This window comes from Ralstonia sp. RRA, from assembly GCF_037023145.1.
Taxonomy (GTDB): Bacteria; Pseudomonadota; Gammaproteobacteria; order Burkholderiales; family Burkholderiaceae; genus Ralstonia.
Map to the genome: position 1 here is coordinate 1709951 of NZ_CP146091.1, position 25078 is coordinate 1735028.

General features: G+C 64.4%; 26 protein-coding genes. 13 read left to right on the top strand and 13 right to left on the bottom strand.

Translation table 11 applies throughout. The features are described from left to right. Positions 1-86: 86 nt before the first annotated feature. Positions 87-995, top strand: coding sequence for a LysR substrate-binding domain-containing protein (locus tag V6657_RS08470; protein WP_082170121.1), 909 nt, complete (start codon positions 87-89; stop codon positions 993-995). On the opposite strand, the gene phaZ is transcribed toward V6657_RS08470, so the two are convergent. Beyond that, on the bottom strand, positions 966-2291 hold the full coding sequence (phaZ, locus tag V6657_RS08475; protein ID WP_048932848.1) for a polyhydroxyalkanoate depolymerase: 1326 nt from the start codon (positions 2289-2291) through the stop codon (positions 966-968). The two genes, V6657_RS08470 and phaZ, sit on opposite strands and share 30 nt — an antisense overlap. A gap of 268 nt (positions 2292-2559) precedes the next feature. On the opposite strand from phaZ, the gene V6657_RS08480 reads away from it, so the two are divergent. The 4 genes from V6657_RS08480 (at position 2560) to V6657_RS08495 (ending at position 6541) form a co-directional block, all read left to right on the top strand. Next, positions 2560-3222 carry a glutathione S-transferase family protein gene (locus tag V6657_RS08480; RefSeq protein WP_048932392.1) on the top strand — a complete coding sequence of 221 codons (663 nt, stop codon included), beginning with the start codon at positions 2560-2562 and terminating at the stop codon, positions 3220-3222. Positions 3223-3357: 135 nt separating this feature from the next. Beyond that, on the top strand, positions 3358-4443 hold the full coding sequence (pdhA, locus tag V6657_RS08485; protein ID WP_048932391.1) for a pyruvate dehydrogenase (acetyl-transferring) E1 component subunit alpha: 1086 nt from the start codon (positions 3358-3360) through the stop codon (positions 4441-4443). Then, positions 4436-5416 (top strand): alpha-ketoacid dehydrogenase subunit beta, encoded by a 981-nt coding sequence (locus tag V6657_RS08490; RefSeq protein WP_048932390.1) that lies wholly within the window; start codon positions 4436-4438, stop codon positions 5414-5416. Before pdhA ends, V6657_RS08490 begins: the two co-directional genes overlap by 8 nt. Before the next feature lie 3 nt (positions 5417-5419). Further along, the gene (locus V6657_RS08495) at positions 5420-6541 is read left to right on the top strand and encodes a dihydrolipoamide acetyltransferase family protein (RefSeq protein ID WP_048932389.1); all 1122 of its coding nucleotides are present in this window, start codon (positions 5420-5422) and stop codon (positions 6539-6541) included. 16 nt (positions 6542-6557) lie between these two features. Here V6657_RS08495 and V6657_RS08500 read toward each other — a convergent pair whose 3' ends face one another. From V6657_RS08500 to V6657_RS08510, 3 genes are read right to left on the bottom strand one after another with little or no spacing between them, the layout of a single operon-like run. Continuing rightward, on the bottom strand, positions 6558-8036 hold the full coding sequence (locus V6657_RS08500) for an amidase (protein ID WP_048932388.1): 1479 nt from the start codon (positions 8034-8036) through the stop codon (positions 6558-6560). Positions 8037-8059: 23 nt separating this feature from the next. Beyond that, a complete protein-coding gene (locus tag V6657_RS08505) occupies positions 8060-9271 on the bottom strand; it encodes a M20 aminoacylase family protein (protein ID WP_048932387.1) in 1212 nt (403 codons plus the stop codon). A gap of 33 nt (positions 9272-9304) precedes the next feature. Then, positions 9305-10606: an MFS transporter gene (locus tag V6657_RS08510; RefSeq protein WP_048932386.1), complete on the bottom strand. Its 1302-nt coding sequence runs from the start codon at positions 10604-10606 to the stop codon at positions 9305-9307. Positions 10607-10888: 282 nt separating this feature from the next. Between V6657_RS08510 and V6657_RS08515 the strand changes: the two genes are divergently transcribed. After that, positions 10889-11806 carry a LysR family transcriptional regulator gene (locus tag V6657_RS08515; RefSeq protein WP_048932385.1) on the top strand — a complete coding sequence of 306 codons (918 nt, stop codon included), beginning with the start codon at positions 10889-10891 and terminating at the stop codon, positions 11804-11806. Between the two features lie 36 nt (positions 11807-11842). Here V6657_RS08515 and V6657_RS08520 read toward each other — a convergent pair whose 3' ends face one another. Then, positions 11843-12862 (bottom strand): AraC family transcriptional regulator, encoded by a 1020-nt coding sequence (locus V6657_RS08520; RefSeq protein WP_048932384.1) that lies wholly within the window; start codon positions 12860-12862, stop codon positions 11843-11845. Positions 12863-12938: 76 nt separating this feature from the next. Here V6657_RS08520 and V6657_RS08525 point away from each other — a divergent pair, with 76 nt between their 5' ends. Beyond that, on the top strand, positions 12939-14150 hold the full coding sequence (locus V6657_RS08525; RefSeq protein WP_048932383.1) for an MFS transporter: 1212 nt from the start codon (positions 12939-12941) through the stop codon (positions 14148-14150). A 139-nt stretch (positions 14151-14289) separates the two neighbouring features. Here the strand turns inward: V6657_RS08525 and V6657_RS08530 are convergent, their stop codons facing one another. Further along, positions 14290-14628, bottom strand: a complete 339-nt coding sequence (locus V6657_RS08530; RefSeq protein ID WP_048932382.1) for a zinc ribbon domain-containing protein YjdM — start codon at positions 14626-14628, stop codon at positions 14290-14292. A 77-nt stretch (positions 14629-14705) separates the two neighbouring features. Next, a complete protein-coding gene (locus tag V6657_RS08535) occupies positions 14706-15590 on the bottom strand; it encodes a LysR substrate-binding domain-containing protein (RefSeq protein ID WP_053166309.1) in 885 nt (294 codons plus the stop codon). Between the two features lie 111 nt (positions 15591-15701). Here V6657_RS08535 and V6657_RS08540 point away from each other — a divergent pair, with 111 nt between their 5' ends. The 4 genes from V6657_RS08540 to V6657_RS08555 all read left to right on the top strand — a co-directional run bounded on the left by V6657_RS08540 (position 15702) and on the right by V6657_RS08555 (position 18484). Next, entirely contained in the window at positions 15702-16952 is a 1251-nt protein-coding gene (locus V6657_RS08540; protein ID WP_048932381.1) for a multidrug effflux MFS transporter, read from the top strand. Positions 16953-17039: 87 nt separating this feature from the next. After that, positions 17040-17387 (top strand): hypothetical protein, encoded by a 348-nt coding sequence (locus V6657_RS08545; protein ID WP_021194479.1) that lies wholly within the window; start codon positions 17040-17042, stop codon positions 17385-17387. Between the two features lie 14 nt (positions 17388-17401). Continuing rightward, positions 17402-17611, top strand: a complete 210-nt coding sequence (locus V6657_RS08550; RefSeq protein WP_048932380.1) for a DUF1653 domain-containing protein — start codon at positions 17402-17404, stop codon at positions 17609-17611. After that, complete coding sequence (locus V6657_RS08555; RefSeq protein ID WP_053166306.1) at positions 17612-18484, top strand: DUF817 domain-containing protein; 873 nt, start codon at positions 17612-17614, stop codon at positions 18482-18484. On the opposite strand, the gene V6657_RS08560 is transcribed toward V6657_RS08555, so the two are convergent. Further along, positions 18453-18977, bottom strand: a complete 525-nt coding sequence (locus tag V6657_RS08560; RefSeq protein ID WP_048932379.1) for a hypothetical protein — start codon at positions 18975-18977, stop codon at positions 18453-18455. The genes V6657_RS08555 and V6657_RS08560 overlap by 32 nt on opposite strands. A gap of 341 nt (positions 18978-19318) precedes the next feature. Between V6657_RS08560 and V6657_RS08565 the strand changes: the two genes are divergently transcribed. Then, positions 19319-19828, top strand: a complete 510-nt coding sequence (locus tag V6657_RS08565; protein WP_082170120.1) for a DUF417 family protein — start codon at positions 19319-19321, stop codon at positions 19826-19828. On the opposite strand, the gene V6657_RS08570 is transcribed toward V6657_RS08565, so the two are convergent. The 4 genes from V6657_RS08570 to bioA are packed head-to-tail and all read right to left on the bottom strand — an operon-like array spanning position 19776 to position 23715. Beyond that, on the bottom strand, positions 19776-20294 hold the full coding sequence (locus V6657_RS08570; RefSeq protein ID WP_048932844.1) for a hypothetical protein: 519 nt from the start codon (positions 20292-20294) through the stop codon (positions 19776-19778). The genes V6657_RS08565 and V6657_RS08570 overlap by 53 nt on opposite strands. A gap of 56 nt (positions 20295-20350) precedes the next feature. Beyond that, on the bottom strand, positions 20351-21040 hold the full coding sequence (gene bioD, locus V6657_RS08575; RefSeq protein ID WP_048932378.1) for a dethiobiotin synthase: 690 nt from the start codon (positions 21038-21040) through the stop codon (positions 20351-20353). 1 nt (position 21041) lies between these two features. Beyond that, entirely contained in the window at positions 21042-22292 is a 1251-nt protein-coding gene (gene bioF / locus V6657_RS08580; protein ID WP_048932377.1) for an 8-amino-7-oxononanoate synthase, read from the bottom strand. Beyond that, positions 22279-23715 (bottom strand): adenosylmethionine--8-amino-7-oxononanoate transaminase, encoded by a 1437-nt coding sequence (gene bioA, locus V6657_RS08585; RefSeq protein WP_048932376.1) that lies wholly within the window; start codon positions 23713-23715, stop codon positions 22279-22281. Before bioA ends, bioF begins: the two co-directional genes overlap by 14 nt. Before the next feature lie 367 nt (positions 23716-24082). Here bioA and V6657_RS08590 point away from each other — a divergent pair, with 367 nt between their 5' ends. After that, the gene (locus V6657_RS08590; protein WP_171017977.1) at positions 24083-24250 is read left to right on the top strand and encodes a hypothetical protein; all 168 of its coding nucleotides are present in this window, start codon (positions 24083-24085) and stop codon (positions 24248-24250) included. 106 nt (positions 24251-24356) lie between these two features. On the opposite strand, the gene V6657_RS08595 is transcribed toward V6657_RS08590, so the two are convergent. Continuing rightward, positions 24357-25040 carry an OmpA family protein gene (locus tag V6657_RS08595; RefSeq protein WP_048932375.1) on the bottom strand — a complete coding sequence of 228 codons (684 nt, stop codon included), beginning with the start codon at positions 25038-25040 and terminating at the stop codon, positions 24357-24359. Positions 25041-25078: the final 38 nt, after the last annotated feature.

The window sequence follows — 25078 nt, forward strand, 5'->3', positions numbered from 1 at the left end:
ACAAACGACAAGTTTTGCGCACGATGGATGACATGGATTCATCCACGCCGACGATGCGGGTAACGTGCCCGTGACACAATCCGCGCATGCGGAAACTCCCACCCCTGAGCGCGCTGCGGGCCTTTGAGGCCACCGCGCGCCATCTCAGCATGAAGCGCGCTGCCGACGAACTGTCGGTCACGCCCACGGCCATCAGCCACCAGATCCGCCGGCTGGAAGAGACGCTGGGTGTGACGCTGTTTGAGCGGCAGGTGCGCGCGCTACGGTTGTCGAAGGCCGGCGAGCGGCTGTACCCGGTGCTCAACACGGGCTTTGATGCGTTTGCGCAGGCCGTCGATGCCATCCGGGCGCCGGAGGCTCAGCCGGCCCGCCAGCGCGTCACGCTCACCGCGCCAATGGGGCTGGCCGCACGCTGGCTCGTGCCGAGGCTCGGGGAGTTCGCCACGCAGCATCCGGAGGTGGATCTGCGCATCCATGCGTCCGACACGGTGGTCGATCTGCATGGCGGCAGTGCGGATCTGGCCGTGCGTTATGGCGAGTCGCCTGCCGCCAGCGCTGGCCTCGTCGCCGAGCACCTCTTTGACGACGCCTATGCACCGGTCTGCCACCCGGGGCTGAACATCCGGTCGCACGACGATCTGGCGCGTGTGCCGCTCATCCACTCGGAATGGCAGCGCACGTTGCCACAACCCATCGGCTGGCCTCTGTGGGCCCGTGCGGCTGGCATCGAACACGTGCTCAAGATCGAGTCGGGCATCGTGCTGTCCGACGACGGGCACGCCATGTCTGCGGCCATGGCGGGGCAGGGCGTGATCCTGGCGAACCTGCCGTTGGTGCGCGACGCGCTGGATGCGGGCGCGCTCGTGCAGCCGTTCGAGGGGCCGGTCATCCGCCGCTATGCGTTCTGGGCCGTGATGCCAGCAACACGCCTGGAGGAAGGCGCCGTGCGGGCCGTGTGGGATTGGCTACATCTGGCCGGGAGCCGCGGCCTTTGAGGATTCGATCCAGTTACGCAGGCTGACAACCTGACCACCGGCCTGCGACGCGGTGGCTGCGCTGCGCTCACGCGGTTCATGGTCATGGATGGTGGCGCGCACCATCGGATAGATCTGCGTTTCCCATTTGCGGCCATTGAATACACCGTAGTGCCCCACGCCGGTCTGCACGTGGTGCCGCTTCATGTACGGCCTAAGACTGCTGCACAAGTCCTGCGCGGCCACCGTCTGGCCGACCGCGCAGATGTCGTCCTTCTCGCCCTCGATGGTCAGCAAGGCGGTATGGCGAATGGCGCGCGGCTCGACCCGTCGGCCACCTACGCGCAACTGCCCGAGCGGCAGCGCGTACTGCTGAAACACCGTGCTCACGGTTTCCAGGTAGAACTCGGCCGTCAGGTCAGTGGTGGCGAAGTACTCCTCGTAGAACGTGCGGATCGTCTCGGCCTTGGTTGGGTCGCCCTTCGCGCGCTCATGGTGCAGGTCAGAGAACGATGCCGCGTGCCGATCCAGGTTCATCGACATGAAGGCGCACAACTGCATGAAGCCTGGATACACACGCCGCTGCGCACCCACAAAGCCTGCTGGCACCACGCTGATCAGGTTGCGCTCGAACCACTCGATCGGCCGGCTGTTGGCCAGTGCGTTGACCTTGGTCGGATTGACGCGGCAGTCGATCGGCCCAGCCATCAGCGTCATGCTGGCGGGCTGGGCGGGGTCGCCGTCTTCAGCCATGAGCGCCACGGCAGCCAGCGCGGCCACGGTGGGTTGGCAGATGGCCACGAGGTGAGCATCGGGCCCGAGTTGTTGCAGGAACCCGATAACGTGGCCAACGTAGTCGCCAAAACCAAAACTGCCGGCGGACAGCGGAATGTCGCGCGGGTTGTGCCAATCGGTGATGTACACATCGTGGTCGGCCAGCATGGTCCGCACCGTGCCGCGCAGCAGCGTGGCGAAGTGTCCGGACATCGGCGCGACGATCAGCACCCGTGGCTGCTGCGGACCGCCGGCCTTGCGGAAATGAAGCAACGCACCAAAGGGGGTATTGCAGATGATCTCTTCCGTTACGGCGACAGGCTCACCGCCCGAGCGCACGGTGTCGATGCCAAAGGGCGGCCGGTGGTGCGATAGGCCGGCCATCTGTACGAGCTCACAGCAGGCATCGATGTAGCGGCCGTGTGGGCTCTCGGCCAACGCGGGGGTCGCCGCAATCGTTGCCCGCGCAATGGCTGCAGCATCCCGCCACGGCCGCATCAGCTCCGTGATCGCCTGGTAGGCGGGATAGGCAAGGATATTCATGGCGTCGTTGGCGCAGGCCTGCAGCGTGGGCGTACCGGTCAGACAAGGGGCAAGGCAAGTCATATGCCAGACCGGTTTGCACTGGCATGGTGTTTGCGAATCGCCAGGCACGGCGCGCCATCCAAGGCGACATAGCGCGCGCCAGGCGACGACGGCCTGCTTTGCGCGGGCTGCGCGCCACGTCATGCAATGGTGCGCATGCGGCGTTTCGGTGCAGAACGTCCAGATTTGGTGAAGCGCGCCCAGGCAGGCACCCACGGAGACCGCCATGAGCCGGACGACCACTACGCTGACCATCAGCAGCCGCAACTATTCGTCGTGGTCGTTGCGGGGCTGGCTGCTCGCCCGGCTGGCCGGCATCGAGTTTGAAACGGTGGTGGTGCCGGTCGACGATGCCGCCGCGCGTGCCGAGTTGCTGCTGCTGTCGCCGTCGATTCTCGTGCCGTGTCTCCACCACGAGGGCATCAAGGTGTGGGACACCCTTGCCATTGCCGAATACCTCAACGAGATCCGTCCGCAGGCGCATCTGCTGCCGGCCGACCGCGCGGCGCGCGCGCATTGCCGCGCCGTCTGTGGCGAGATGCATTCCGGCTTCAGCGCACTGCGCTCTGCATTGCCGATGAACTTGCGCGCACAGTTTCCAAACTTCCGGGTCTGGTCGCGTGCGCAGGACGATATCGAACGCATCGTCGCCATCTGGCGCGAATGCCTGCAGCGCTATGGCGGCCCGTGGTTGTTCGGCAAGGCGCCCGGCATGGCCGATGCGATGTACGCCCCGGTTGTGACGCGCTTTCTCACCTACGACGTCAAGCTCGACCCGGACATCGCCGAGTACTGCGCGACCGTGCTCAAACATCCGTTCGTGCGCGAGTGGATGGAAGCCGCACAGCTTGAGACCGAAGACATCGACGAGCTGGACGTGGAGTTCTGAACGCAGCACGCTGCACCGCAAAAGCGAAAGCCGCCGTCTACACCCCCACGCGCCTCAGCCAAACGGCTGGGCTTGTTTTCGGTCGCCCAACGTCTAGTGTGGGAAGGAGACCAAAAGAACAAAGGGGCTGCAGTCATGACCACGGTCGGCAGCTTTCAGATCGACTATCTGCAGGTCCTGGACCGCGAGGGCAAGCCGGTCCAGCCACTCCCGGCGTTTGCGCAGGACGTGCAAACGCTCCTCGCGCTGTACCGCGCGATGGTGCTCACCCGTGCATTCGACACCAAGGCGGTTGCGCTGCAGCGCACCGGCAAGCTTGGCACGTTTGCGTCTTCTGTGGGGCAGGAGGCGATTGGTGTGGGCGTCGCCAGCGTCATGCATTCGGACGACGTGCTGTTCCCGTCCTATCGAGACCACAGCGCGCAATTGCTGCGCGGCGTCACGATGGCCGAGAGCCTGCTGTACTGGGGCGGCGACGAGCGCGGCAGCGCGTTCAGCAAGGTACCCAATGATTTTCCGAACTGCGTGCCGATCGGCACCCAGGTGTGCCACGCAGCGGGTGCGGCCTACGCGTTCCAGTTGCGCGGCGAGCCCCGCGTGGCGGTCGCGATCATCGGTGACGGTGGCACCTCCAAGGGCGATTTCTACGAAGGCATGAACTTCGCGGGCGTGTGGAACGCGCCGCTGGTAATCATCATCAACAACAACCAGTGGGCGATCTCGGTGCCGCGTAGCCGGCAGACCATTGCGCAGACGCTGGCGCAAAAAGCCATCGCCGCCGGGATTGCCGGCCTGCAGGTCGACGGCAACGATGTGATTGCGGTACGGCAAGCCGCGCAGGAAGCGTTGGATCGCGCCAGGGCGGGGGGCGGCCCCACGCTCATTGAAGCCGTGACGTACCGCCTAGGCGACCACACCACCGCCGACGACGCCACGCGCTACCGCGATTCCGACATCGTCAAGCAAGCCTGGGAAGCCGAGCCCATCCTGCGACTGCGCAAGTACCTGACCAGCATTAACGCGTGGGACAAGGCGCAGGAAGACCAACTCGGCCGCGCCTGCTATGCGCAGGTAGAAGAGGCGGTTGCCGAATACATGGCTGTCGAACATCCGGGGCCGGATGCGATGTTCGACCACTTGTACGCGACCTTGCCCAGCGCACTCGAATGGCAGCGTGCCATGGCGCTGGCATTCGCCTCCAACGGGGGTGCACATGGCTGACGTCAACCTCGTCGAGGCCGTCAACCTGGCGCTGGCGCATGCGCTGGAGCACGACCCGTCCGTTGTGCTGCTGGGCGAAGACATTGGCGTCAATGGCGGTGTGTTCCGTGCCACGGTGGGGTTGCAGGCACGCTTCGGGCCGCAGCGTGTGCTCGACAGCCCGCTGGCGGAAACCGCGCTGGCCGGCACGGCCATCGGCATGGCGGCGGTGGGCCTCAAGCCGGTGGTGGAGATCCAGTTCAGCGGTTTCATCTATCCGGCCATCGACAACGTGCTCAACCACGCCGCGCGGTTGCGCAACCGCACACGCGGGCGGCTGTCGTGCCCGATGGTGATTCGCGCGCCCAGCGGCGGTGGCATCCACGCACCTGAGCACCACTCGGAAAGCCCGGAGGCGCTGTTCACGCATATGCCGGGGTTGCGCGTGGTGGTGCCGTCGTCTCCGGCGCGGGCGTATGGGCTGCTGCTGGCAGCCATTCGTGATCCGGACCCGGTGATCTTTTTCGAGCCGACGCGGTTGTATCGCGTGTTCAAGCAACCGGTGGAAGACGACGGTCAAGCCCTGCCACTGGATACCTGCTTTGTGCTGCGCGACGGCACCGACGTCACGCTGGTGAGCTGGGGCGGTGCCTTGCAGGAAACGCTGGCCGCTGCCGACCAGCTTGCCGAAGAGGGCATCGCCGCCGAGGTGATCGACGTGGCCACGCTTAAGCCGTTGGATATGGATTCGATCCTGGCATCGGTGGCCAAGACCGGCCGGTGCGTGATCGTGCACGAGGCCGCACGCACGTCAGGGGTAGGCGCGGAGATTGCCGCCAACATTGCTGAACACGGCTTGTATTCACTGCTGGCACCCGTGCAGCGCGTGACGGGCTACGACGTGGTCATGCCGCTGCCCCGGCTTGAGCACCACTACCTGCCGAGCGTGGAGCGCATTCTCGCGGCGGTCAGGAAAACGCTGGAGGGCACCTGAACAATGATCGTCTTCAAACTGCCGGACCTCGGTGAGGGGCTGCAAGAGGCGGAGATCGTGGAATGGCACGTCAAGGTGGGCGATGCCATCCAGGCCGATCAGCCACTGGTATCGGTGGAGACCGCCAAGGCGATCGTGGAGATTCCGTCGCCGCAATCGGGCCGCGTTGCCAAGCTGTTCGGTCAACCCGGCGACATCGTGCATCTTGGCGCGGCGCTGGTCGCTTTTGAGGGCGACGGTGGGGGCGATGCCGATGCCGGCACGGTGGTGGGCCAGATGCCGGCGGGGCAACACGTGGTGCACGAAGCGCCCGCCGCGCTGGGCCGAGGCGCAGCAGGCGCCGGCGCGGGTGGTGTCAAGGCGATGCCCGCTGTCCGGGCACTGGCGCGCAAGCTGGATGTGGACCTCTCGATGGTCACGCCGTCGGGGCCGGATGGCGTGATCACCGCCGCCGATGTCGAACGTGCCGCCAAGACGTTTGCCGATCTGGGCCCGCCCGAAGTGCTGCGCGGCGTGCGGCGTGCGATGGCCCAGAACATGGCCCGTGCGCAGAACGAGGTGGCTGCTGCCACCGTCATCGATGATGCCGACATTCACGCCTGGGCGCCGGGCACGGACGTGACGATCCGTCTGATCCGTGCGCTGGTGGCTGGCTGCCGCGCAGTGCCCGGCTTGAACGCCTGGTTTGACGGCAATGCCGGGCGGCGCCACGTGCTGGAAAAAATCGACGTGGGTATCGCTGTGGATCTGCCAGACGGGTTGTTTGTGCCCGTGCTGCGCAACGTCGCGCATCGAGATGCCGCCGACCTGCGTGCCGGGCTGGATCGCATGCGCGCCGACATCAAGGCGCGCAAGATTCCACCGGAAGAGCTGCGCGGCAACACGATCACGCTGTCGAACTTCGGCATGATCGCGGGCAAATATGCCGCACCGATCGTCGTGCCGCCCACGGTGGCAATTCTGGGCGCAGGGCGCATCCACGAGCAGGTGGTTGCGGCCGGCGGCGCGCCTGCCGTCCACCGTGTCTTGCCGCTGAGTCTGACGTTTGACCACCGCGTCGTAACCGGCGGTGAAGCGGCAAGATTCCTGGCGGCAGTGATTGCCGATCTGGAAGCCGCTGCGTAGTCCATTCTGCAGACGATCAGCGCAGCAAGGGCGATGTGCTGTGCGCCGGCGCAAATGCCTCGTGCCATGCGGCGGCAAGCTGCAGCAAGGCAAAGTCTGAGCGCGGTGGTGCAATCACCTGCAGACCCAGCGGAAGACCATCGGCTGTGAAGCCCGACGGCAAGCTTGCCGCCGGAACACCGGCAAGCGTCGGGCCGATGACCACTTCCATCCAGCGGTGATACGTATCCATCGCGCGGCCGGCAACCGTCTTGGGCCAATGTTCCTCTGCCGCGAACGGTGCGGTCTGGCTGCTCGGCAGGACCAAGAAGTCGTACTCGGCAAACTGTGCCAGCAACGCCTGATACCAGTTCGCGCGGGTGGTAGTGGCGCGGTTGATGTCAACCACCCCGCGGCGATGGCCTTGTTCCACTTCCCAGATCGCTTCGGGCTTGAGCAACTCCCGCGTGGTTGGGTTGGCGTACAGCTGGCCAAGGTTGCCGGTCACGATCATGGCGCGCAGCGTGCACCAGCATTCCCACAGCGCATCCATCGGGAAGAACGGCTGCAGAGCCTCAACGTGGCAGCCCAGGTTGCGGAAGGTGTCCAACGCCCGCTCGTTGACGGCCATGACTTCCGGCTCAACGGCCAGATAGCCGCCAAAGTCGCCCAGCCAGCCAATGCGCGCCTGCCGGAAATCGCGATGCAGCGGGCGCGTGAAGCCGGCAGGATCGTCTTGCAATGACAGCGGTGCACGCGGGTCGTAGCCCGCCTGGGTGGCAAGCAGCCAGGCAAGGTCTTGCGGATTGCGCGCCATCGGGCCTTCGGTACCCAGTTGCTGAAAGAACACGTCGCCGGTGGGGCCGTAAGGCACGCGGCCAAGACTGGGGCGCAGGCCGTAGATGTTGTTCCACGCGGCGGGATTGCGCAGCGAGCCCATCATGTCGCTGCCGTCTGCCACCGGCAGCATCTGCAGCGCCACCGCGACTGCCGTACCGCCGCTGCTGCCACCGGCCGAATGGGCCGGGTTCCACGCGTTGCGCGTGATGCCATAGACCTGGTTGTAGGTGTGCGAGCCCAGGCCGAACTCGGGCGTATTGGTCTTGCCGATGAACACCGTGCCCTGCCGGCGCAGGCGCTCCGCCATGATGCTGTCGCGCGCCGGCACGTTGCGCGCCAGCGCACGGCTGCCCATCGTCGTCACCATGCCGGCGACAGCCGTCAGATCCTTGGGCGCCTGCGGAAAACCATGCATCCAGCCACCCGACAGCCCTTGCGACAGCAGCACATCGCGCTCGCGCGCCTGGTCGATCGCCCACGCGGCGTCCACACGAGCCACCACGGCGTTGACCGTTGGGTTGAGGCGATCGATCTGTGCCAGGAAGGCTTCCATGACTTCCACGCAGGAAACGTCACGCGCGTGGATGCGCCTAGACAGCTCGATCGCGCTCCACTGCACGATCTCCTGGTGCGTCGGCGAATGTGTTGCTGCGGAGGACAGGGCGACGTTTTGCATGGCTCTCATCTGCACTCAGGGGATTAGGCGGACAGGTAGGTTTGCGCCAGTCGCACCCAGCAGGCTGCGCCCAGCGGCAGCACCTGATCGTTGAAGTCGTAGCCGGGATTGTGGACCATGCAGCCACCAAATTCGCCTTCGCCATTGCCCAGAATCAGGTAGCAGCCGGGCACTTCATTGAGCATCCAGGCAAAGTCTTCACTGCCGTTGAGTCCTTTGGGCGCCTGCGTGACGACGTTGTCTGCGCCAACCAGTTCGGTGCAGACCTGCTGCGCGAGCTGGGTCTCGGCCAAGGTATTGACCATGGGCGGGGTCAGTTGGCGATAGTCGATCTGTGCTTCCACGCCATGCGCCTGTGCGGTCAGGCTGACGATCTCGCGGATGCGCTTCTCCACCATGGCGCGCGTTTCCGGCCGCGCCGCGCGCACGTTGACGCCGATCGTCACCGATTCGGGGATCACGTTGTGCGTCATGCCGCCACGGATGAAGCCAACGGAGACAACGGCGGTGTCATCCGGCGCGACATTGCGGGCCACCACGGTCTGCAGCGCAGTGACGATGGCCGCAGATGCCACGATCGGATCGCTCGCACGATGCGGCATCGCGCCATGCCCGCCCACGCCCTTGATGGTGACGTCCGCCACATCGGAAGACAGACTGACCGGCCCCGGCAAGACGCGGAAGCTGCCAGCCGCCACGCCCGGCATGTTGTGCAGCGCGAACACCGCATCGCACGGAAAACGCTCGAACAGCCCGTCTTCAATCATGGCGCGTGCGCCGCACAGGTTTTCTTCGTCGGGCTGGAAGATCAGGTTGAGCGTGCCGTCAAAGTTGCGGCTGTCGGCCAGTGCCTTGGCTGCCGCCAGCAGGATGGCGGTGTGCCCGTCATGGCCGCAGGCGTGCATCTTGCCGTGGTTGCGGCTGGCATAGGGCAGGCCGGTGGCTTCGATGATGGGCAGTGCATCCATGTCGGCACGGATGCCGAGCTTGCGGGTGCCATTACCGAGCTTCAACTGGCCCACCACGCCGCTTTTGCCGATGCCGGTGTGCACCTCGTAGCCCCAGCTTTTCAGCAGATCGGCCACCAGCATGCTCGTGCCGCCCACCTCGAAACCCAGTTCGGGCTGGGCGTGGATCTGGCGGCGGATGTTGACGAAGGTTTCTGCGTCGATATGGATGGGGGGCAGCAGATGCGGCAGCAGTTGAAAGGGCGTGAGCGTAGGCGCTTTGGTCATGTCGGGGCTCCTTGCTGGAATGGGAATGGGTTGTTAGTGAGACTCGCGCGCTTCGCGCAGGCTCAGCACGGTCAACAGCGTGATGGCGCTGCACGCCATCATGTAGAAGGCAGGGGAGAGCGGATTGCCGGTGCGGGCCAGCAGCCACGTCACGACAAACTGGCACGAGCCGCCAAACACCGTCACGCCAATCGCGTAGATCACCGACAGGCCGCTGGCGCGCACCTTGATGGGCAGCAACTCCATCATCATGAGCAGCATGGGCGTGGTGCCGAGGTACAGGGTGCCGGTCAGCAGCGCCGACAGCGCCAGCACCAGCGGCACGCTCGGGTAATGCGTCATCAGCCAGAAGGCGGGATAGAGCAGCACCACGGTCACCAGCGTTGCGCCCACCACCAGCGGCTTGCGGCGCGGCAGACGATCGGCCAGCCAACCGGAAAGCAGCGAAGCGCCAAAGCTGGTCAGGCCCGTCACGCAACCCGCGAGCAACGACAGCGACGCCGGCAGATGCAGCTCGCGGATCATGTAGGTCGGCATGAAATAGATCACCAGATACGTGCCTACCGTCCCACCGATGATGGTGAGAACGCCCTTGACCACCAGCCCGCCGTGCTCGCGGAACAGCATGCCGAGCGGGCTGGGTGCGTGCGTTTCGGCCGTATGGGTTTCGTCCAGGTGCGATCGGATGTAGAGACCGACGGGCGCAATCAGCAGGCCCAGGAAAAACGGCACACGCCAGCCCCAGCTCTGCAGCGCTTCCGGCGATAGGCTGCCGTACAGAATGGCGGCAGTGAGCGCGCCACACAGCGCGGCGATGCCCTGGCTACCCAACTGCCAGCTCACGCGAAAGCCACGCCCTTTGATGCCGCCGGACTCCATCAGCATGGCGGTCGATGCACCAATCTCACCGCCCAGCGAAAAGCCCTGCAGCAGACGCCCCGCCAGAATCACCAGCGGGCCAAACAGGCCTGCGGTGGCGTACGTCGGCGCGACGGCCAGGCACAGCGTGCCGATGACCATCAGGCCGATCGTCAGTGTCATGGCGGCCTTGCGTCCGTGGCGGTCGGCATAGTTGCCGATCACGAAGCCACCCAGCGGCCGCATCACAAAGCCGATACCAAACGTCGCCACCGCCAGCAGCAGCGAGCCATAGGCGCTATCCGACGGGAAGAACAGCTTGCCGATCATCAGCGCAAAGAAGCTGTAGACCGTGAAGTCGTACATCTCCAGCGCATTGCCGATCGAGCATGCCGCAATCAACCGCGCCTGGCTGGTGGGCTTGGGTGTAGCGATGGCCGAGGCGGGCAGGGCCGGCTGCAGGGTGGCGTCGTTCATGAGGGTCTCCATCCGCGAGTTGGGGAAGGGCTTCTGCGAGCCCTTGGGCGTTTGAAGTATTCCGGGAACGCGCGCGCAGAAAAAATCGCAAATATTCATCCCGATAACCAAATAGAATCACCGTCATAACCGGTGCGTATCCGCCATCAGGGAAAGCCCGCGAAGCCTTGCCCAACAGGCATCAGACACATAGGGACGACCGCGTCACCTATCGTCGGGGCGCACCGTGGTGAAGAGGCTTGCCCCGTGCGAGGGCGCAGCCCGAGAGAAGAGGAGGGCCACATGAAGCTGCACCAACTACGCATCCTGCTGGCGGTGGCACAGCACGGCAGCATCCATGAGGCGTCGCGCAGCCTGCATATCTCGCAGCCGGCGCTCTCCAAGGCCATTGCTGAACTGGAACGGGAGTTGGGCGTCACGCTGCTGTCGCGCTCGGTGCGTGGTGTGAGCCTGACGGCGTATGGGATGGCGCTGGTCAAGCGCGCCAGCGTGGTTGAGCAGGAGTTGCGTCACGCGCTGGAAGACATTGAATCCATCCGTGGGCACGCAGAAGCCGAGCTCAATATCGGCTTTACCGCCGTGGCCTCCGGTGGACCGCTACCTGACGCAATGGCAGCGTTGCGCACGCGTTTTCCCAACGTTGCACTGCGCGGCTTCGAGCAACGTCCGCAGCAGCTTTTGGAGGGCTTGCGCGAAGGGCGGCTCGATCTCGCGCTGATCTCCAGCAACAGCGGGCCTGGCACTGGTAGCTTTCAGTGGGAACCGCTGTTCTCTGTATCGATGCGCCTGGCTGTGCGCCCCGGCCATCCCTTGCGACGGGTGCGTCGGCTGCGCCCGTTACTTGATGCAGACTGGCTCGTGCTGGATCCGCTGGATGACCCCGGCAGCCCGATGGTCAGCCTGATGCGCCTGCACCGGCTCGACATCCCGCGCCGCATCGTGCAGAGCGGATCCAATCTGCTCGGGCTGCAATTGGCCACCAAGACCGATCTCATCAGCATGTGGTCGGACTTTGTCTTCAGCGGCACTGGCGGCCCCTTGCGCATGGTGCCCGGCTCGCTGGACGTGCTGCCGATGGAGGATGAATTGCCCGACTTCAACGTCTACATGGTCTATCGGTCGGCAGACCTGATGACGCATGTCTGTGCGGAGTTCAGCAAGGAGATCCGGCACTTCGCGCAGAGCTACCGCCAACGCTGAACGTCGGCAAGACGACGCGCCGGCATGCGTGGTGCGTCATGCGCCAGCTTCCGCGCGTACTGCTCCCGGTGGCCGTCCGACCACCCGCTTGAATGCCCGGCTGAACGCAGCAAGTGACCCGTAGCCAAGCCGATAGGCGACGGCTTCGATCGCCTCGTGGTCGCGCGCGATCCATTGCGCGGCAAGCCGCATCCGCAGTTCGGTCAGGTAGCGCACCGGCGTCATCCCGGTCGCCGCAAGAAAGCGCTCGGCAAACACGGAGCGTGACACGCCCGCCTGCGCAGCCAACTCTGCAACGCTCCAATTGCGGCCCGGATCACGATGCAGCGCGACGATCGCGCGGCCAAGCTTCGGTTCGCGCAGTGCCTGCACCCAGCCCGTTGCGTCGCCGCAGCCGCACTCGACCCAGCCACGCACGATGAATGCGGCCACCACATCGGCGAGCCGCGCGAGGATGCCCGCAAAACCCGCGCGCTCTGAGCACGATTCACGTTCCATCGCGTCGAGCATCGGGCGGATTTCAGGGTAACGGGCGAGCAGGGTGCCAACATGCATGAACTGCGGCATCGTGCCGACGAGCGGCTGCATGCCGCCCAGATCCAGCTCCATGCACGCACTGAAGATCAGCGCATCGCCGGCCGTCTGCTCCGTCCCGGCGCACGACGACACACCGACCGATGCGACCGTGTCGCAGATCTTGGCAGCCTCAAAGCCACCGATTTCGCGACACGGGGCATCCACATCAGACATCAGCGCATGCGTGCTGCCGTGCGGCAGCAGGATCGCATCACCGGCTTCAAGCCACATCGTCGCGCCGGTCGCATCCCGCAGCAGCACAGGCCCGCGCCCAACGAAATGGAACTGTGCACGCCCCGGCGCATGGCCGAAGCTCAACCCGAAGGGCCGTGCGACCTGGATGCGCCGGTATTGAACGCCGCTCAACCGCATGCCCAGCAACAGCTCGCTGACAAGGTCATGCACGTCGGGCAGGGGAGAAAGCAGGGGCTCGGACATGGGTTCCGGACGATCAATCAACAATAACGGATTGTATGTCATAGACCGTCCCATCATCAGGGCCTACCATGCGCCCTTATTGGTACTTTCCCTGATGTTTCCTCATACGGAACGACGCATGAATCCCGGAATCTCCACCACCGCCTCAATCGCGGCCCCCCGTGAACCGGCCTGGGGCGCGGTCTTTGCAATGACGCTTGGCGTGTTCGGGCTCGTCACGGCCGAATTCCTGCCCGCCAGCCTGCTCACGCCAATGGCCGAAAGCCTGGGCGTGACCGAAGGCGTTGCCGGGCAGGCCGTGACAGCCACCGCAGCGGTCGCCCTCGTTACAAGCCTGCTGACAGCCGCCGCGACCCGCGCGATCGACCGGCGCCGCGTGCTGCTGGCGTTCTCGGTGCTGCTCATCGCATCCAACCTGGCGGTTGCATTTGCGACCAACCTGACGACGATCCTGATCGGCCGCGTGGTGCTGGGCATCGCACTCGGCGGCTTCTGGACCATGGCAACCGCGACCGCGATGCGGCTCGTGCCCGCCGCGATGGTGCCGCGCGCACTGTCGATCATTTTCAGCGGCGTTGCTGTCGCGACGATTGCCGCCGCACCGCTAGGCAGTTACTTCGGCCATCTGATTGGCTGGCGCAATGTGTTCCTGGCGGCGGCAGCATTGGGTGCCATCGCCTTTGCATCGCAGATCGCGACACTGCCGTCGATGGCGCCGAGCGGAACGACCCGGCTGCGCACGCTGGTCGACGTGCTGCGCCGGCCGACCGTCGGCATCGGGATGTTTGCCACGATCCTCGTATTCACCGGGCATTTCGCGTTCTTCACGTATCTGCGGCCGTTCCTTGAACAGGTTGCCGGCGTGGGTGTGAACGGGCTGTCGGCGATTTTGCTGGGCTACGGCATCGCCAACTTTGTCGGTACGTCGCTCGCCGGCCGTGTGCTTGAGCGCCGTCTGCGGCCGATGTTGATTGCAATGCCGGCGCTGATGGTGGTGCTCGGCATCGCGCTCGTCGCGCTGGGCCGTGCCCCGGTCATCGACGCCGTACTGATCGCACTCTGGGGCATGGCGTTCGGCGGCGTGCCGGTGGCCTGGTCGACGTGGGTTACGCGCACGGTGCCGGATGAGGCCGAGAGTGCTGGCGGCCTGATTGTCGCGGCCATCCAACTTGCCATCGCGACTGGCGCAGCGGCTGGCGGCGTTGTGTTCGATGCGAACGGTGCGGCTGGCGTGTTTGTGGGCGCCGCGGTCGTGCTGGCCATCGCGGTCGCAACGATCATGGCGGGCGTGCCGAAGCGGGTTGGGATGGTGGCCGCGCTGGCCGAGTGATGTGCGGATGCGGGCTGGCGGGTTGATGGGCTGATCAGCTCGCTGGCGGCACTGTTCTCTGGCCTGGATGTTTTTCTCATAATTTGCATTATGTTAAATTTGATACGAACCAGCATCGCCGATCCCAACCCGTTCTTGACTAAGCCTTCTTCAAAAACTCCGGCTTGAGCAGATAGCTCACCCCATCGATCTTGCAATCGATCGGATGATCGCCCGCAACGAAGCGGATGTTCTTGATCTTGGTGCCGGCCTTGAGCGTGCCCGACCCGCCCTTGAGCTTCAAATCCTTGACCAGCGTGGCTGAATCGCCAACGTTCAGAATGTTGCCGTTGCTGTCCTTGATCACGGGCTCAGCTTCCACTTCGACTTCCTGCGCTGCCGGGTTCCATTCGTGCGCGCAATCCGGGCAGATGAAGAGCTCGCCATCTTGGTAGGTGTTTTCAGAGGCGCATAGCGGACAAGCTGGAATGACGGACATATCGATCGAGTTGCATGAAATTGGCGAAATGGGGTCGCACTATAGCAGCCGTGATGCCACCCAACGGTTGATGATCGTCACGCCGGGGCGCCCAGTACATCCATGAAATTGCACAGCGCCGCACTCTGCGCCTGTTCCCGCCACAGCAAATGGACCTCCACCGCCAGCGGCAGCCAGTCCACCCGCTTGAATACTACGCCGGGCGGGTTCATGCGCCGGATGCTGTCCTGCATGACGGCCACACCCAGGCCTGCGCTGACCAGCCCCAGGATGATCGAGATCTGCGGCGCCTCGAACTGGATATCCGGACGGAATCCGCTCGATTCGCACGCCTCCAGCAGCCGCACGCGCCCCGCCGGGTTGAGCGCCTTGGGAAACGCGATCCACGGCAGGCCGTCCAGGTCTTGTGCCGTCACAGTGGGCCGAGCGGCCAGCGGATGATCTTCGGCCACCACCAGCACGAACGGCTCGCGCGTCAGCAGGCGGCTGGCCAGGGTGCCATCGGGTTTTGGCGGGTTGTAGACGAAGCCGACATCGATCGCTGAACGCTCCAGCGCCTCGGCCTGTTCGCCGGAGCGCATGGTTGACAGCTTCAGGTTCACACGCGGATACGCCGCCCGGAACTGCCGCAGGGCAGCCGGTAGCCGCCCGCTGTGGATCACCCCTTCGCAATAGCCGATGCCGAGCGTGCAGGCTTCTCCCCTGCCCGCCTGGCGCGCCTGCTCTTCCACCCGTTCGGCCTGGGCGAGCAGGTTGCGGGCCTCTTGGAGGAAATCCCGGCCTGCGGTGGTCAGCCGCACGCGTTGTTTGACGCGCTCGAACAGTTGCAGCCCGAGGTGATCTTCCAACTGGCGGATCTGGCGCGAGAGCGGCGATTGCGAGATGTGCAGCCGTTCAGCGGCACGCCCAACGTTTTCCGTCTCTGCCACGGCGACGAAATACCGGAGCTGTTGCAGTTCCATGGTGAGTCCTGTAGTGCATCAAGTCTGCCAAATTCAGTCTTGGACAGCATTATATGGGCGGCCATAGAGTCAACGCATCGCGACTTCGCACCGATTGCGAAAGGACTTGACATGGATACCGCCACACATCGGCCCGGCCTGACGCCGCATCTGACGATTCCCCAGGGCATTCTGCTGAGCACGCTCGTCTTGCTGAGCGCCTCCGGCCTGGTTGCCTCAGACATCAACCTGCCCGGCATGCCGCTCGCAGCCCAGGCGCTGGATGCCCCCATCACAGCCTTGCAGCAGACCTTCAGCGTGTACGTGATCGGGCTGGCGGTCGCGCAAGCGCTGTATGGCGCGCTGTCGGACACCTACGGGCGCCGGCACCTGGTGATCGGCGGCATGATGATCTATGCGCTGGCGTCGATCGCCTGTGCCCTGGCGCCCAGCGTGGCGCTGTTTGGCCTGGCGCGCGTATTCCAGGCGCTCGGTGCCGGGGCAGGAATGGTGATTGGCCGCGCCATCATCGGCGACATCTTCGATGCCAAGCGGGCCGCGCGCATCTTCACCACCATCATGCCGATCGTCGGGGCGTCGCCCGCGCTGGCGCCGCTGGTGGGCGGCTATCTGACGGACGCCGTCTCGTGGCACGCACCGTTCCTGCTGACCGCCACCCTGGGCGTCGCGGCGGTCGTGCTGATGCTGCTCTATATCCCGGAAACCATGCCCCAAGCGCGTCGGCAGCGCAGCGCGTTCGTGACGTTCCGCAATTACCCGATGCTGCTGCGTCAGCCGCGCTTCTGGACGTACGCGCTCAACCTGTGCGTCGGCTATGCGGCCTACCTCGGCTATCTGGCAGCGTCACCCGTGATTCTTGAACACATGGGGCTGGGGCCCAAGGCCGCAAGCACGTGCTACATCAGCCTGTCGGTCACGTACATCTTCAGCAACCTGGTGTCGCGACATTTTGCGGGCCGGTATGCGCTCGATCGGCTGCTCGGCGTCGGCTATGCATTCTTTGCGCTTGGCGCAGCGTGCCTGGTCGGCGTAGCGCTGGCGGGCGTGAGCACGCCCTGGCCGGTGATCTTTGCCATCTCCATCATCACGCTGGCCAATGGTGTACTGATACCGCTGTCGTTTGCGGGCGGTGTGACGAGCTTTCCGTCCACAGCGGGTGCCGCTTCGGGCCTGATGGGGGCGATGCATCTGGCCGCCGGATCGGCAGCCATCTACACGGTTGCCGCATTGCCGGGCACCGTTTCCGCACTGGCGGCATTTGTTGCGTGCGTAGCCGCCTTCGGATGCATCGCATTTCCGCTTTCGCTGCGCCTGGCACGGCAATCCGAAGAGGTGCCGGCGGCAACCTGCGCCGCACGCTGAGCCAGCATCACCGCGCAATCATCTTGTTGGCATCGCCCTTCGGTATCATCCCGTCTTCAACGTTTTTACCCGATCTGGGAGGTCATCATGGGCGAAGCCAAACGACGCGGCACGCAAGCCGAACGCGTTACCCAAGCGAAATCCCGGCTGGACGCGCTGCGTCCTGAAAAGCTGGTCTGCGGCGCCTGCCAGACCGCCTTCACCGAGTTTGAAGGGATGGAGCCGCGCGACATGCCTGGCATCCACGCCATCTTTGGCGGCGAATGCCCGAACTGCGGCGAGAGCGTGATCTCGTTCAACGGCGAGCCCGAAGCCGTGGCTGCCGCCATGCTGGCGTATCAAGACGCCATGGAAGATGCCAAGCTCGGCGCGCAGACGCAGGAAGGCAAGCACGTGCCGTACGTGGACGAAGAAGACAAGCCCACGCAACATTGAGCACCGAGCCCACCATGCAAGACACCCCGGTGCACCGCTACCGCCACTACAAGGGCGGCGAATACGAATGGCTGTGCGAGGCCACGTACGAGCCGGATCCATCCATCAAGATGACGGTCTATCGCGCTGCCAACGGCACGATCTGGACACGCCCGTCGACGATGTTCCACGAGATGGTGGAAATTGACGGCCGTCAGGTGCCGCGATTCGCGCGCATCGACTGAATGACGAGCGATAGCGTTTCGATACGAGCGGGCCTGCGGGCCCGCTTCACATATTGGCGCGACCTGACCGGTGTCTGGGCTGCCCGCCATGGCCAACTGGCGGCGGGGCTGCACGAGTTTGTCGTCTTCGGCATCAAGCAGGCGTGGGCGTGTCTGTTTGGCGGGCTGATGGTCGCCCTGCTGATCGGTACGCACCTCTGGTATCCGGCCAATGCGCCGATTGCCCGGTACGACGCGCTAACGATTGCCGCGGTCATCATTCAGATCGCCCTGCTTTGGCTGAAGCTGGAAACGTGGGATGAAGCCAAGGTGATCCTGATGTTCCACGTGGCCGGCACGGGCATGGAGGTGTTCAAGACAGCCGTCGGCTCATGGATCTATCCAGAGGCGTCATTGCTGCGCATCGGTGGTGTACCGCTGTTTACCGGCTTCATGTATGCCTCGGTGGGCAGCTATATCGCGCGGGCGTGGCGCGAGTTTGATCTGCGGTTCTCGCACCATCCGCCGCTGGTGGTCACTGCCCTGCTCTCGCTGGGCATCTACGCCAACTTTTTCCTGCACCACTACTGGTGGGATTTGCGCTACGCGCTGATGGTGCTGATTGCCATGGCGTTTCGCCGCTGCTGGATTCATTTCCGCATTGATCGCGTGCACCGGCGCATGCCGTTCCTACTCGGCTTTACGCTGGTCGCACTGTTCATCTGGCTGGCAGAAAACATCGGCACATTCACACGCACCTGGCTCTATCCGAACCAGTTGCAGAGCTGGGAAATGGTGTCGATCGCCAAGCTTGGCGCGTGGTTCCTGCTGACCATCATGAGCTACGTGATGGTGACGCTGGTCAACCCGCCGCAGCCCGTTGAGGGTGCTTGAGATCGGCTTGTTCAGCGGGCGCCCGATCGCGCAGCTCGAACGTCACGCGCACGCGGCGTGAGAATTGCAGGTAGACGCCACAGGTCAACAGCATCGCTACGGCTATCACCACGCCGTCGACCACGGTGGCACGTGCCCCCGGAACACCACCCGCCATCAGCATCAGCCCGATCAGCGGGGGCAGCAGCGCCATGTGCACGATCATGGCTGGCCGAAATGCGCTGTCGTGCGTGGTGGCCAGCACCAGCACCGTCACGCAGGAGATCAAGTAAAGCAATGTGGTCAGATTGACGGCCCCGCTGCCTGGCGTGTTGGCGTCGAAAAGATCCGAACCAGCCAACTGCAGCGCATCAATAGACAAGCCTTGCCAGAACACCCAGGTCGGCCCCGCAATGGCAACGGCCAGCACCCATGGCAGCCAGCCGGCAATGCCATATAGCGGATGGTGTTCTGCTTCGATCGGGTCGATGTCGACCCAGCGATGCGTCAGCATGATGCACCCCCAATATGCGCGCCCGGTCTGATGCCGGGTTGCTCCGGCAGGTACCCAGCGATACCCGCCTCTCCTAACGCTTAGCTTAGGTCGCAGCGCACAGCGCGCAATGCCGGAGGAACCCTGAGCGCACAAACAGGTTGTGCCAGATCAACGGACGGCGTATCGGCGGAAAAGGCGCGGTCAAAAGTGTGGAAATTGCTACCGACGTGTCAGGTATCGCATGCCTGGGCGACCAACCTGCATAGCTCGCATCTGAGCGACGGGGCAGACAGGTTGCCCCCTCTCAGAGGCGCTTCTGAACACCGGTCACCAGACGGAAATCCACCAGGAGGTATTGCATGCAACGAGAACTGTTTTCCCCGTCGGCCCTACAGAAAACCGGGCAGGCCATCGTTTTCTACACCGTTGTGCTGATCTTTCTGGGGTACGGCGCATACAAGTTCACCGCGGTTGAGGCAGAGGCCATCTATCCGCTCACGAGCAACAGCCCGCTGTTTTCGTGGCTCTATACCGTGCTCAGCAAGCAAGGTGTGTCCAACCTGATTGGCGTGGCTGAAATCGTGCTGGCGCTGGCCATGCTCTGGCGCGGCCACTGGCGCGTGCGCTTGATCGGCGCACTGGGGATTGCCGGCGCCTTGCTGAGCACGCTCTCGTTTCTTATCACCACACCGGGTATTGGCCTTGATGGATTCATCATCAAGGACGCGGTTCTGCTGGGCGGTGCGCTCTGGGCAGCCGGTGTTGCATGGCAATCCGGCTTGGCACCTCAGCATCAATCCGGTGCGCTGTCTCGGCCTATCGACGGAAAAGGCGCGGGCGATCCGGGTCATACAGTGGGTCGGGCGTGATCTGCGTGAGCTGCAGCACGCCAGCCGGATCAAAGTAGAAATGCATCAGAGATGGCCAGACGTCGTCCGACTTGAAACGGTATGACCAGACGAGACGGTCCATGCGGGAGAAATACGCCGTTTCGACCGGCTTGCCGAAATGCCGCAGCACGTCGTCCTTGGTCCAGACGCCGATCTTGGCCTGGGCAAACTCAAGGCTGCGCAGCACCTGCTTGAAGTCGATGAGCTTGCCGCTGGCATCAAAATCTGCCGCGTAGGTGAACTGGCCATAAGGCTGCGTGGGATACAGCCAGCGCGTGCCGCCATCCAGCGGGTAGGATTCGCGCGGCGGGCCAAACTGCGCCTGCACCGCAGATTGGTCACTGCCGACCAGGCGCTGCCCCTTCGTCACTGGGGATTCCAACGCGGCACACCCTGCCAGCGTGGCCACCATCATGATCGCCGCCAGCCAACGCATTGCGCGCATGACAACCGCCTCCATCCTGTCTTTCGAGGGTGGACAGTGTAGCGCTGGCCAGCGGTTCAGCGTGCAAGCAACGGTGCAATGTCGAGGTGTGCAGCAGCAAGGCGTGCATCTGCGTGCGGCAGACGCGGAATGGTGCCCAGATGCGGCGCCCCGATCCAGCGACGCAGGGTGGCGACGTTATCGTCCAGACCAGCCATAGCCGGGTCGACCACGTTGCCAACCCACCCCGCCAGGTGCAGCCCGCGCGCGGCGATTGCCTCGGCGGTCAGCGCTGCGTGGTTCAGGCAGCCCAGGCGCAGTCCGACCACCAGCACCACTGGCAGGCCCAGCGCCACGGCCATTTCTGCCGTATCAAAATCGTCGGACAGCGGCACGCGAAAACCGCCTACGCCCTCCACCACGACCGCGTCGGCCAGCGACTTGGCCTGCACGAATGCATCGAGAATGGGCGGCAGCGCAATCGTTACGCCCTCGCGTGCAGCCGCCAGGTGCGGCGACATCGGCGCATCCAGCAACCACGGGCAAATCGTTGCAAGCGGCAGATCCACCGAAGCGGCGGCGCGTAGCTGCTCGATGTCTTCATTGGTGCGCACTGACGCGTCAGGCAGCGTGCCAGCCGCAATCGGTTTGAGGCCGGCGCTGCGGTAGCCGGCATCGGCCAACTTGGTCAGCAATGCGGCGCTAACCAACGTCTTGCCGATCTCGGTATCGGTGCCGGTCACGAAACAGTCGAAGCGCGGCGGCATTTCAGGCAGCCTTGGCAGGCGAGTGCAGCGATTGGCCGGCCGCTTCCAGCGCCTGTGCCAACCGCTCGATGTCGTCGGCAGTATGCGCAGCCGACAGTGTGATGCGCAGTCGCGCCGTACCGGCCGGTACCGTCGGTGGGCGGATGGCGGCGATGCGGATGCCTTCGCGCTCCAGTGCGGCGGCCAGTTCCAGTGCAGGCGCGTTCTCCCCGATGACGATGGGTTGAATGGCCGTGGGCGATGGCATCCACTGCCAGCCGAAGCGGGCCGCCAGACGCTGCGCATGCGCGCTCCATACCGCGATATGGCGGTTCAGGCGCGCACGGCGTTCGGCGCCCTCCTCGCTCGCAATCACGTCCAGCGCGGCTTCCACTGCGCAGGCAATCACCGGTGGTGTGGCCGTCGTGAAGATATAGGTGCGTGCGCGCTGGACCAGCCAGTCGATCACCATGCGGTGCGCCACGATGGCCGCACCCGCGCCTCCCGCTGCCTTGCCGAATGTGCCGACGTAAACGAGACGCTCCGAATGCAGCCCGAAGTGCGACAACACACCCGCGCCGTTCTCGCCGAGCACGCCCAGACCGTGCGCATCGTCCACGATGAGCCAGGCGTCGTAACGCTCAGCCAGCGCGAGCAGTTCGGGCAGCGGCGCGATGTCGCCGTCCATGCTGAACACGCCATCGGTCACGATCAGCTTGTTGCGGCTCGTGCTGGCGGCGAGGAGCGCCTCCAGCGCAGCCACGTCGGCATGGGGATAGACCAAGACCCGCGCCCGCGAAAGCCGCGCGCCGTCGATGAGCGAGGCGTGGTTTAGCGCGTCGGAGAAGATCGTGCAGTCTTGGGCCGGCTGGATGCCGCCAGACTGCGCCAAGGCACTCACCACGGCCAGGTTGGCCATATAGCCGGTGCAGAACTCCAGCGCATCCGCTTCGGGAATGTGCGGTGCCTGCAGCGCTGCCATGCGAGCCTCCAAGCGCGCATGCGCAATCGAATGACCACTGACCAGAGACGATGCACCGCTGCCGAAACCGTACTGGCGTATGCCCTCCACCACCGCTTCGCCCAGGGCGGGATGCGCTGCGAGGCCCAGGTAGTCATTGCCGCAGAAGCCAAGAATGTCACGCGGCTCTCCACCCGGCACGCTGATGCGCTGGCTGCGGTCGGTCGGGCTATAGGCGGTGCGGCGCACGCGACGCAAGTGGGCGGCGTCAATGGCGTCCAGGCCCGCCTGCAGGTCGTCAAGCAATCGCATAGGTTTCTCCTTCGTACGCATCGCCTGCATGGGCGAGCGTGTCCTCCAGGGTTTGCAGCGTGCGCTCGACCAGGGTGTCGGTTTCTTCGTCGGTCAGCACATAGGGCGGCAGCAGATAGACGGTGTTGCCGATGGGGCGCAGCAGCAGCCCGTGCGTGCGCGCAGTCAACGCAAAGCGTTCAGCAAAGCGCGCGCCGGCCACGTCGGGGTGCACGTCAAACGCGGTGATCATCCCGGTCTGCCGCAGATGCGCAAATCGTGCGTCGTGCGATAGCGGCGCGAGCCCCTGCGCGATGCGCGCGGCGGTCACGCGGTTGCGGGCGAAGACGTCCTCCTCCGCAAACAAGTCAAGCGTGGCAAGCGCCGCCCGGCAGGCCAGCGGATTGCCCGTGTACGAGTGCGAATGCAGGAAGCTGCGTACCGGCGCGTCGTCGTTGAAGGCGTTGTAGATGGCATCGCGCGACAGCACGATCGACAGCGGCAGATACCCGCCGCTGATACCCTTGGACAGGCACAGCAGATCCGGCCACACGCCGGCCTGCTCGCACGCGAAGAAGGTGCCGGTGCGGCCGCAGCCGACGGCAATCTCGTCCGCAATCCAGTGCACGCCAAACTCATCGCACAGCGCACGCACGCCGCGCAGGTAGCTCACGTCGTGCATGGCCATGCCGGCGGCGCACTGCACCAGCGGTTCAATGATGACGGCGGCGATGGTGCCGGCGTTGGTACTCAGGCAATCGCGCAACGCAGCCAGTGCGCGCTCTGCCACGTCGGCGGCGGTTTCGCCCAGACCAGCCAAGCGTGCGTCAGGTGACGGCACGCGGTGCGATTGCAGGATCAGCGGGTCATACGCATCGCGGAAGATCGCCACATCCGTCACGCCCAGCGCGCCGAGCGTTTCACCGTGGTAGCCGTGTTCCAGGCAGATGAAGCGGTTGCGCGCGCCCTGCCCTGCGCTGCTTGTTGCATTTCGATGCGCGTGGAAGCTCATCTTCAGTGCGATTTCCACCGCGGATGCGCCATCCGAGCCGAAGAAGCTGTGGCCGAGCGCTCCGCCCGTCAGGTCAATCAAGCGCTCCGCCAACTCGACCGCCGGGCGGTGCGTGGCGCCGGCCAGCATCACGTGCTCCAGCGAGTCAAGCTGTGTCTTGAGTGCCGCATTGATGTGCGGATTGGCGTGACCAAACAGGTTGACCCACCACGAACTGGTGCCATCCAGATAGCGCTTGCCGTCAAAGTCGATCAGCCACGGCCCCTGGCCGCGTGCGATGGGCAGCGGCGGCATGGCATCGAGCCGTGCGTTTTGCGTGCACGGATGCCAGACGGCCGCACGGCTGCGCGCCTGCCACGCCGTGTTGGCCGAGCGGGCACCTTGCGCGCCATGAACCGATGCGGCCGACACGGGGATGGGGGGATACGCCATACGAACCTCCAAGTAGCGACGCCGGCCCCGTCGTGTTGCAGAACGGAACCGGCACATGGCGGCGTATGGTAGGCGGCTTGCCGGTCAATCAACAAGCGGACAGATCAACGCTTTTTGCTGCAAAAATTACCGACAAAGCACGATGAAGCCATGTTTTTCGGCAAAACGTCGGCGGTCTTGCGGTGATCTTTGCGCAAAAAATTTTTCGGAGAAATGCGAGCGAGCGCTTTTTTCGTCACCTACCGGGCAGCCCGCACATCAGGAGCGGGTGATATTCAGAATGTACTGAAAGTATCGCGTGCAACATTGCTCAGCCCTAGGGATAACCCTATACTCGGGAAAACCCTAGAGAACGAGAGAAAACATCATGATCCAGCAAGCCTATTACACCCCGAAGTTCGCCGGTGAAGCCCAAGTTCAAGCCGCTCGCCGCCCGTCGCTGCTGCGCGCAGTCGTCAACTATTTCCGCAAGGGTTGGGATGACAACCTGGCGTACGCTGAAGTGGTTGGCAAGTCGGGTTCGTACCTCGGCTAAGCCCCGCGGCTGAACTTTCAGCCCAGCCGCAAAGGCACATCGCAAAAAAACGGCGCATTGGCGCCGTTTTTGTTTTTTGCAGCAGCGTGCTGACTCACGCTATCGGTCAAGACTGGATCAGACGAATCTCGACCCGGCGGTTCATCGCGCGCCCTGCTGCCGTGGCATTGGAAGCAACCGGGCTGTCCTTGCCGAAACCACGCACGATCAAATCGTCGCATTGCAGGCCATGCTCGCGCAGGTAGGCCGCCACGCTGTCGGCACGGCGCTGTGAGAGTGCAAGGTTGTGTGCAGCTGAGGCACGCGAATCTGTGAAGCCGCTGATCTCGCCGTGCTTGAAGGTGATGCCACGGCTATCAGCAACAAGCTGGTCCAGCTTGCGTTTGGCCGCGGGCGTGAGCGTAGCCTGGTCGGTATCGAAATTGGCATCCCCACCCAGGTCAAGGCGTTTGACCACAACCGGCATGGCAATTGGCACCGGCACCGGCTCCGTCGCCGTGACAGGTTTGGCGGGCGCCTGCCCGCACTGGAAGGTCAATGTACGCACATCGGTGCTGCGGCCGAACGGTGTCACCGGTTCCAGCGGGCGCACAGGCAGGTCGCCGCACATCTCTTTGGCCTTGTCGGTGCAGACGCTCTGCCCCTGGAGCAGACCATGGCATTCGACGCGGTACGTCGGCAGGCCGTCTTGCGGGTTGACCTGATAAGCGTTGAAGGTTGGCCCCGACGCGCTTGAGCACGCGGCCAACGGCACGGCAAGGGTCAATACCCAAATTGCGGATGTCTTCATGATGAATGTGTGCTGAGGAGCTCTGTGGATTGGGTCAT

What these genes read in the sequence shown, in the direction of transcription:
- V6657_RS08520 (WP_048932384.1), bottom strand. Translation starts at nt 12,862, where the DNA reads ATGACATACAATCCGTTATTGTTGATTGATCGTCCGGAACCCATGTCC.
- V6657_RS08510 (WP_048932386.1), bottom strand. Translation starts at nt 10,606, where the DNA reads ATGAACGACGCCACCCTGCAGCCGGCCCTGCCCGCCTCGGCCATCGCT.
- V6657_RS08480 (WP_048932392.1), top strand. Translation starts at nt 2,560, where the DNA reads ATGAGCCGGACGACCACTACGCTGACCATCAGCAGCCGCAACTATTCG.
- V6657_RS08470 (WP_082170121.1), top strand. Translation starts at nt 87, where the DNA reads ATGCGGAAACTCCCACCCCTGAGCGCGCTGCGGGCCTTTGAGGCCACC.
- bioD (WP_048932378.1), bottom strand. Translation starts at nt 21,040, where the DNA reads ATGCCGCCGCGCTTCGACTGTTTCGTGACCGGCACCGATACCGAGATC.
- V6657_RS08495 (WP_048932389.1), top strand. Translation starts at nt 5,420, where the DNA reads ATGATCGTCTTCAAACTGCCGGACCTCGGTGAGGGGCTGCAAGAGGCG.
- V6657_RS08515 (WP_048932385.1), top strand. Translation starts at nt 10,889, where the DNA reads ATGAAGCTGCACCAACTACGCATCCTGCTGGCGGTGGCACAGCACGGC.
- bioA (WP_048932376.1), bottom strand. Translation starts at nt 23,715, where the DNA reads ATGGCGTATCCCCCCATCCCCGTGTCGGCCGCATCGGTTCATGGCGCG.
- V6657_RS08590 (WP_171017977.1), top strand. Translation starts at nt 24,083, where the DNA reads ATGATCCAGCAAGCCTATTACACCCCGAAGTTCGCCGGTGAAGCCCAA.
- pdhA (WP_048932391.1), top strand. Translation starts at nt 3,358, where the DNA reads ATGACCACGGTCGGCAGCTTTCAGATCGACTATCTGCAGGTCCTGGAC.
- V6657_RS08595 (WP_048932375.1), bottom strand. Translation starts at nt 25,040, where the DNA reads ATGAAGACATCCGCAATTTGGGTATTGACCCTTGCCGTGCCGTTGGCC.
- V6657_RS08500 (WP_048932388.1), bottom strand. Translation starts at nt 8,036, where the DNA reads ATGCAAAACGTCGCCCTGTCCTCCGCAGCAACACATTCGCCGACGCAC.
- V6657_RS08525 (WP_048932383.1), top strand. Translation starts at nt 12,939, where the DNA reads ATGAATCCCGGAATCTCCACCACCGCCTCAATCGCGGCCCCCCGTGAA.
- phaZ (WP_048932848.1), bottom strand. Translation starts at nt 2,291, where the DNA reads ATGAATATCCTTGCCTATCCCGCCTACCAGGCGATCACGGAGCTGATG.
- V6657_RS08540 (WP_048932381.1), top strand. Translation starts at nt 15,702, where the DNA reads ATGGATACCGCCACACATCGGCCCGGCCTGACGCCGCATCTGACGATT.
- V6657_RS08505 (WP_048932387.1), bottom strand. Translation starts at nt 9,271, where the DNA reads ATGACCAAAGCGCCTACGCTCACGCCCTTTCAACTGCTGCCGCATCTG.
- V6657_RS08570 (WP_048932844.1), bottom strand. Translation starts at nt 20,294, where the DNA reads ATGCGCGCAATGCGTTGGCTGGCGGCGATCATGATGGTGGCCACGCTG.
- V6657_RS08530 (WP_048932382.1), bottom strand. Translation starts at nt 14,628, where the DNA reads ATGTCCGTCATTCCAGCTTGTCCGCTATGCGCCTCTGAAAACACCTAC.
- V6657_RS08560 (WP_048932379.1), bottom strand. Translation starts at nt 18,977, where the DNA reads ATGCTGACGCATCGCTGGGTCGACATCGACCCGATCGAAGCAGAACAC.
- bioF (WP_048932377.1), bottom strand. Translation starts at nt 22,292, where the DNA reads ATGCGATTGCTTGACGACCTGCAGGCGGGCCTGGACGCCATTGACGCC.
- V6657_RS08535 (WP_053166309.1), bottom strand. Translation starts at nt 15,590, where the DNA reads ATGGAACTGCAACAGCTCCGGTATTTCGTCGCCGTGGCAGAGACGGAA.
- V6657_RS08545 (WP_021194479.1), top strand. Translation starts at nt 17,040, where the DNA reads ATGGGCGAAGCCAAACGACGCGGCACGCAAGCCGAACGCGTTACCCAA.
- V6657_RS08550 (WP_048932380.1), top strand. Translation starts at nt 17,402, where the DNA reads ATGCAAGACACCCCGGTGCACCGCTACCGCCACTACAAGGGCGGCGAA.
- V6657_RS08490 (WP_048932390.1), top strand. Translation starts at nt 4,436, where the DNA reads ATGGCTGACGTCAACCTCGTCGAGGCCGTCAACCTGGCGCTGGCGCAT.
- V6657_RS08565 (WP_082170120.1), top strand. Translation starts at nt 19,319, where the DNA reads ATGCAACGAGAACTGTTTTCCCCGTCGGCCCTACAGAAAACCGGGCAG.
- V6657_RS08555 (WP_053166306.1), top strand. Translation starts at nt 17,612, where the DNA reads ATGACGAGCGATAGCGTTTCGATACGAGCGGGCCTGCGGGCCCGCTTC.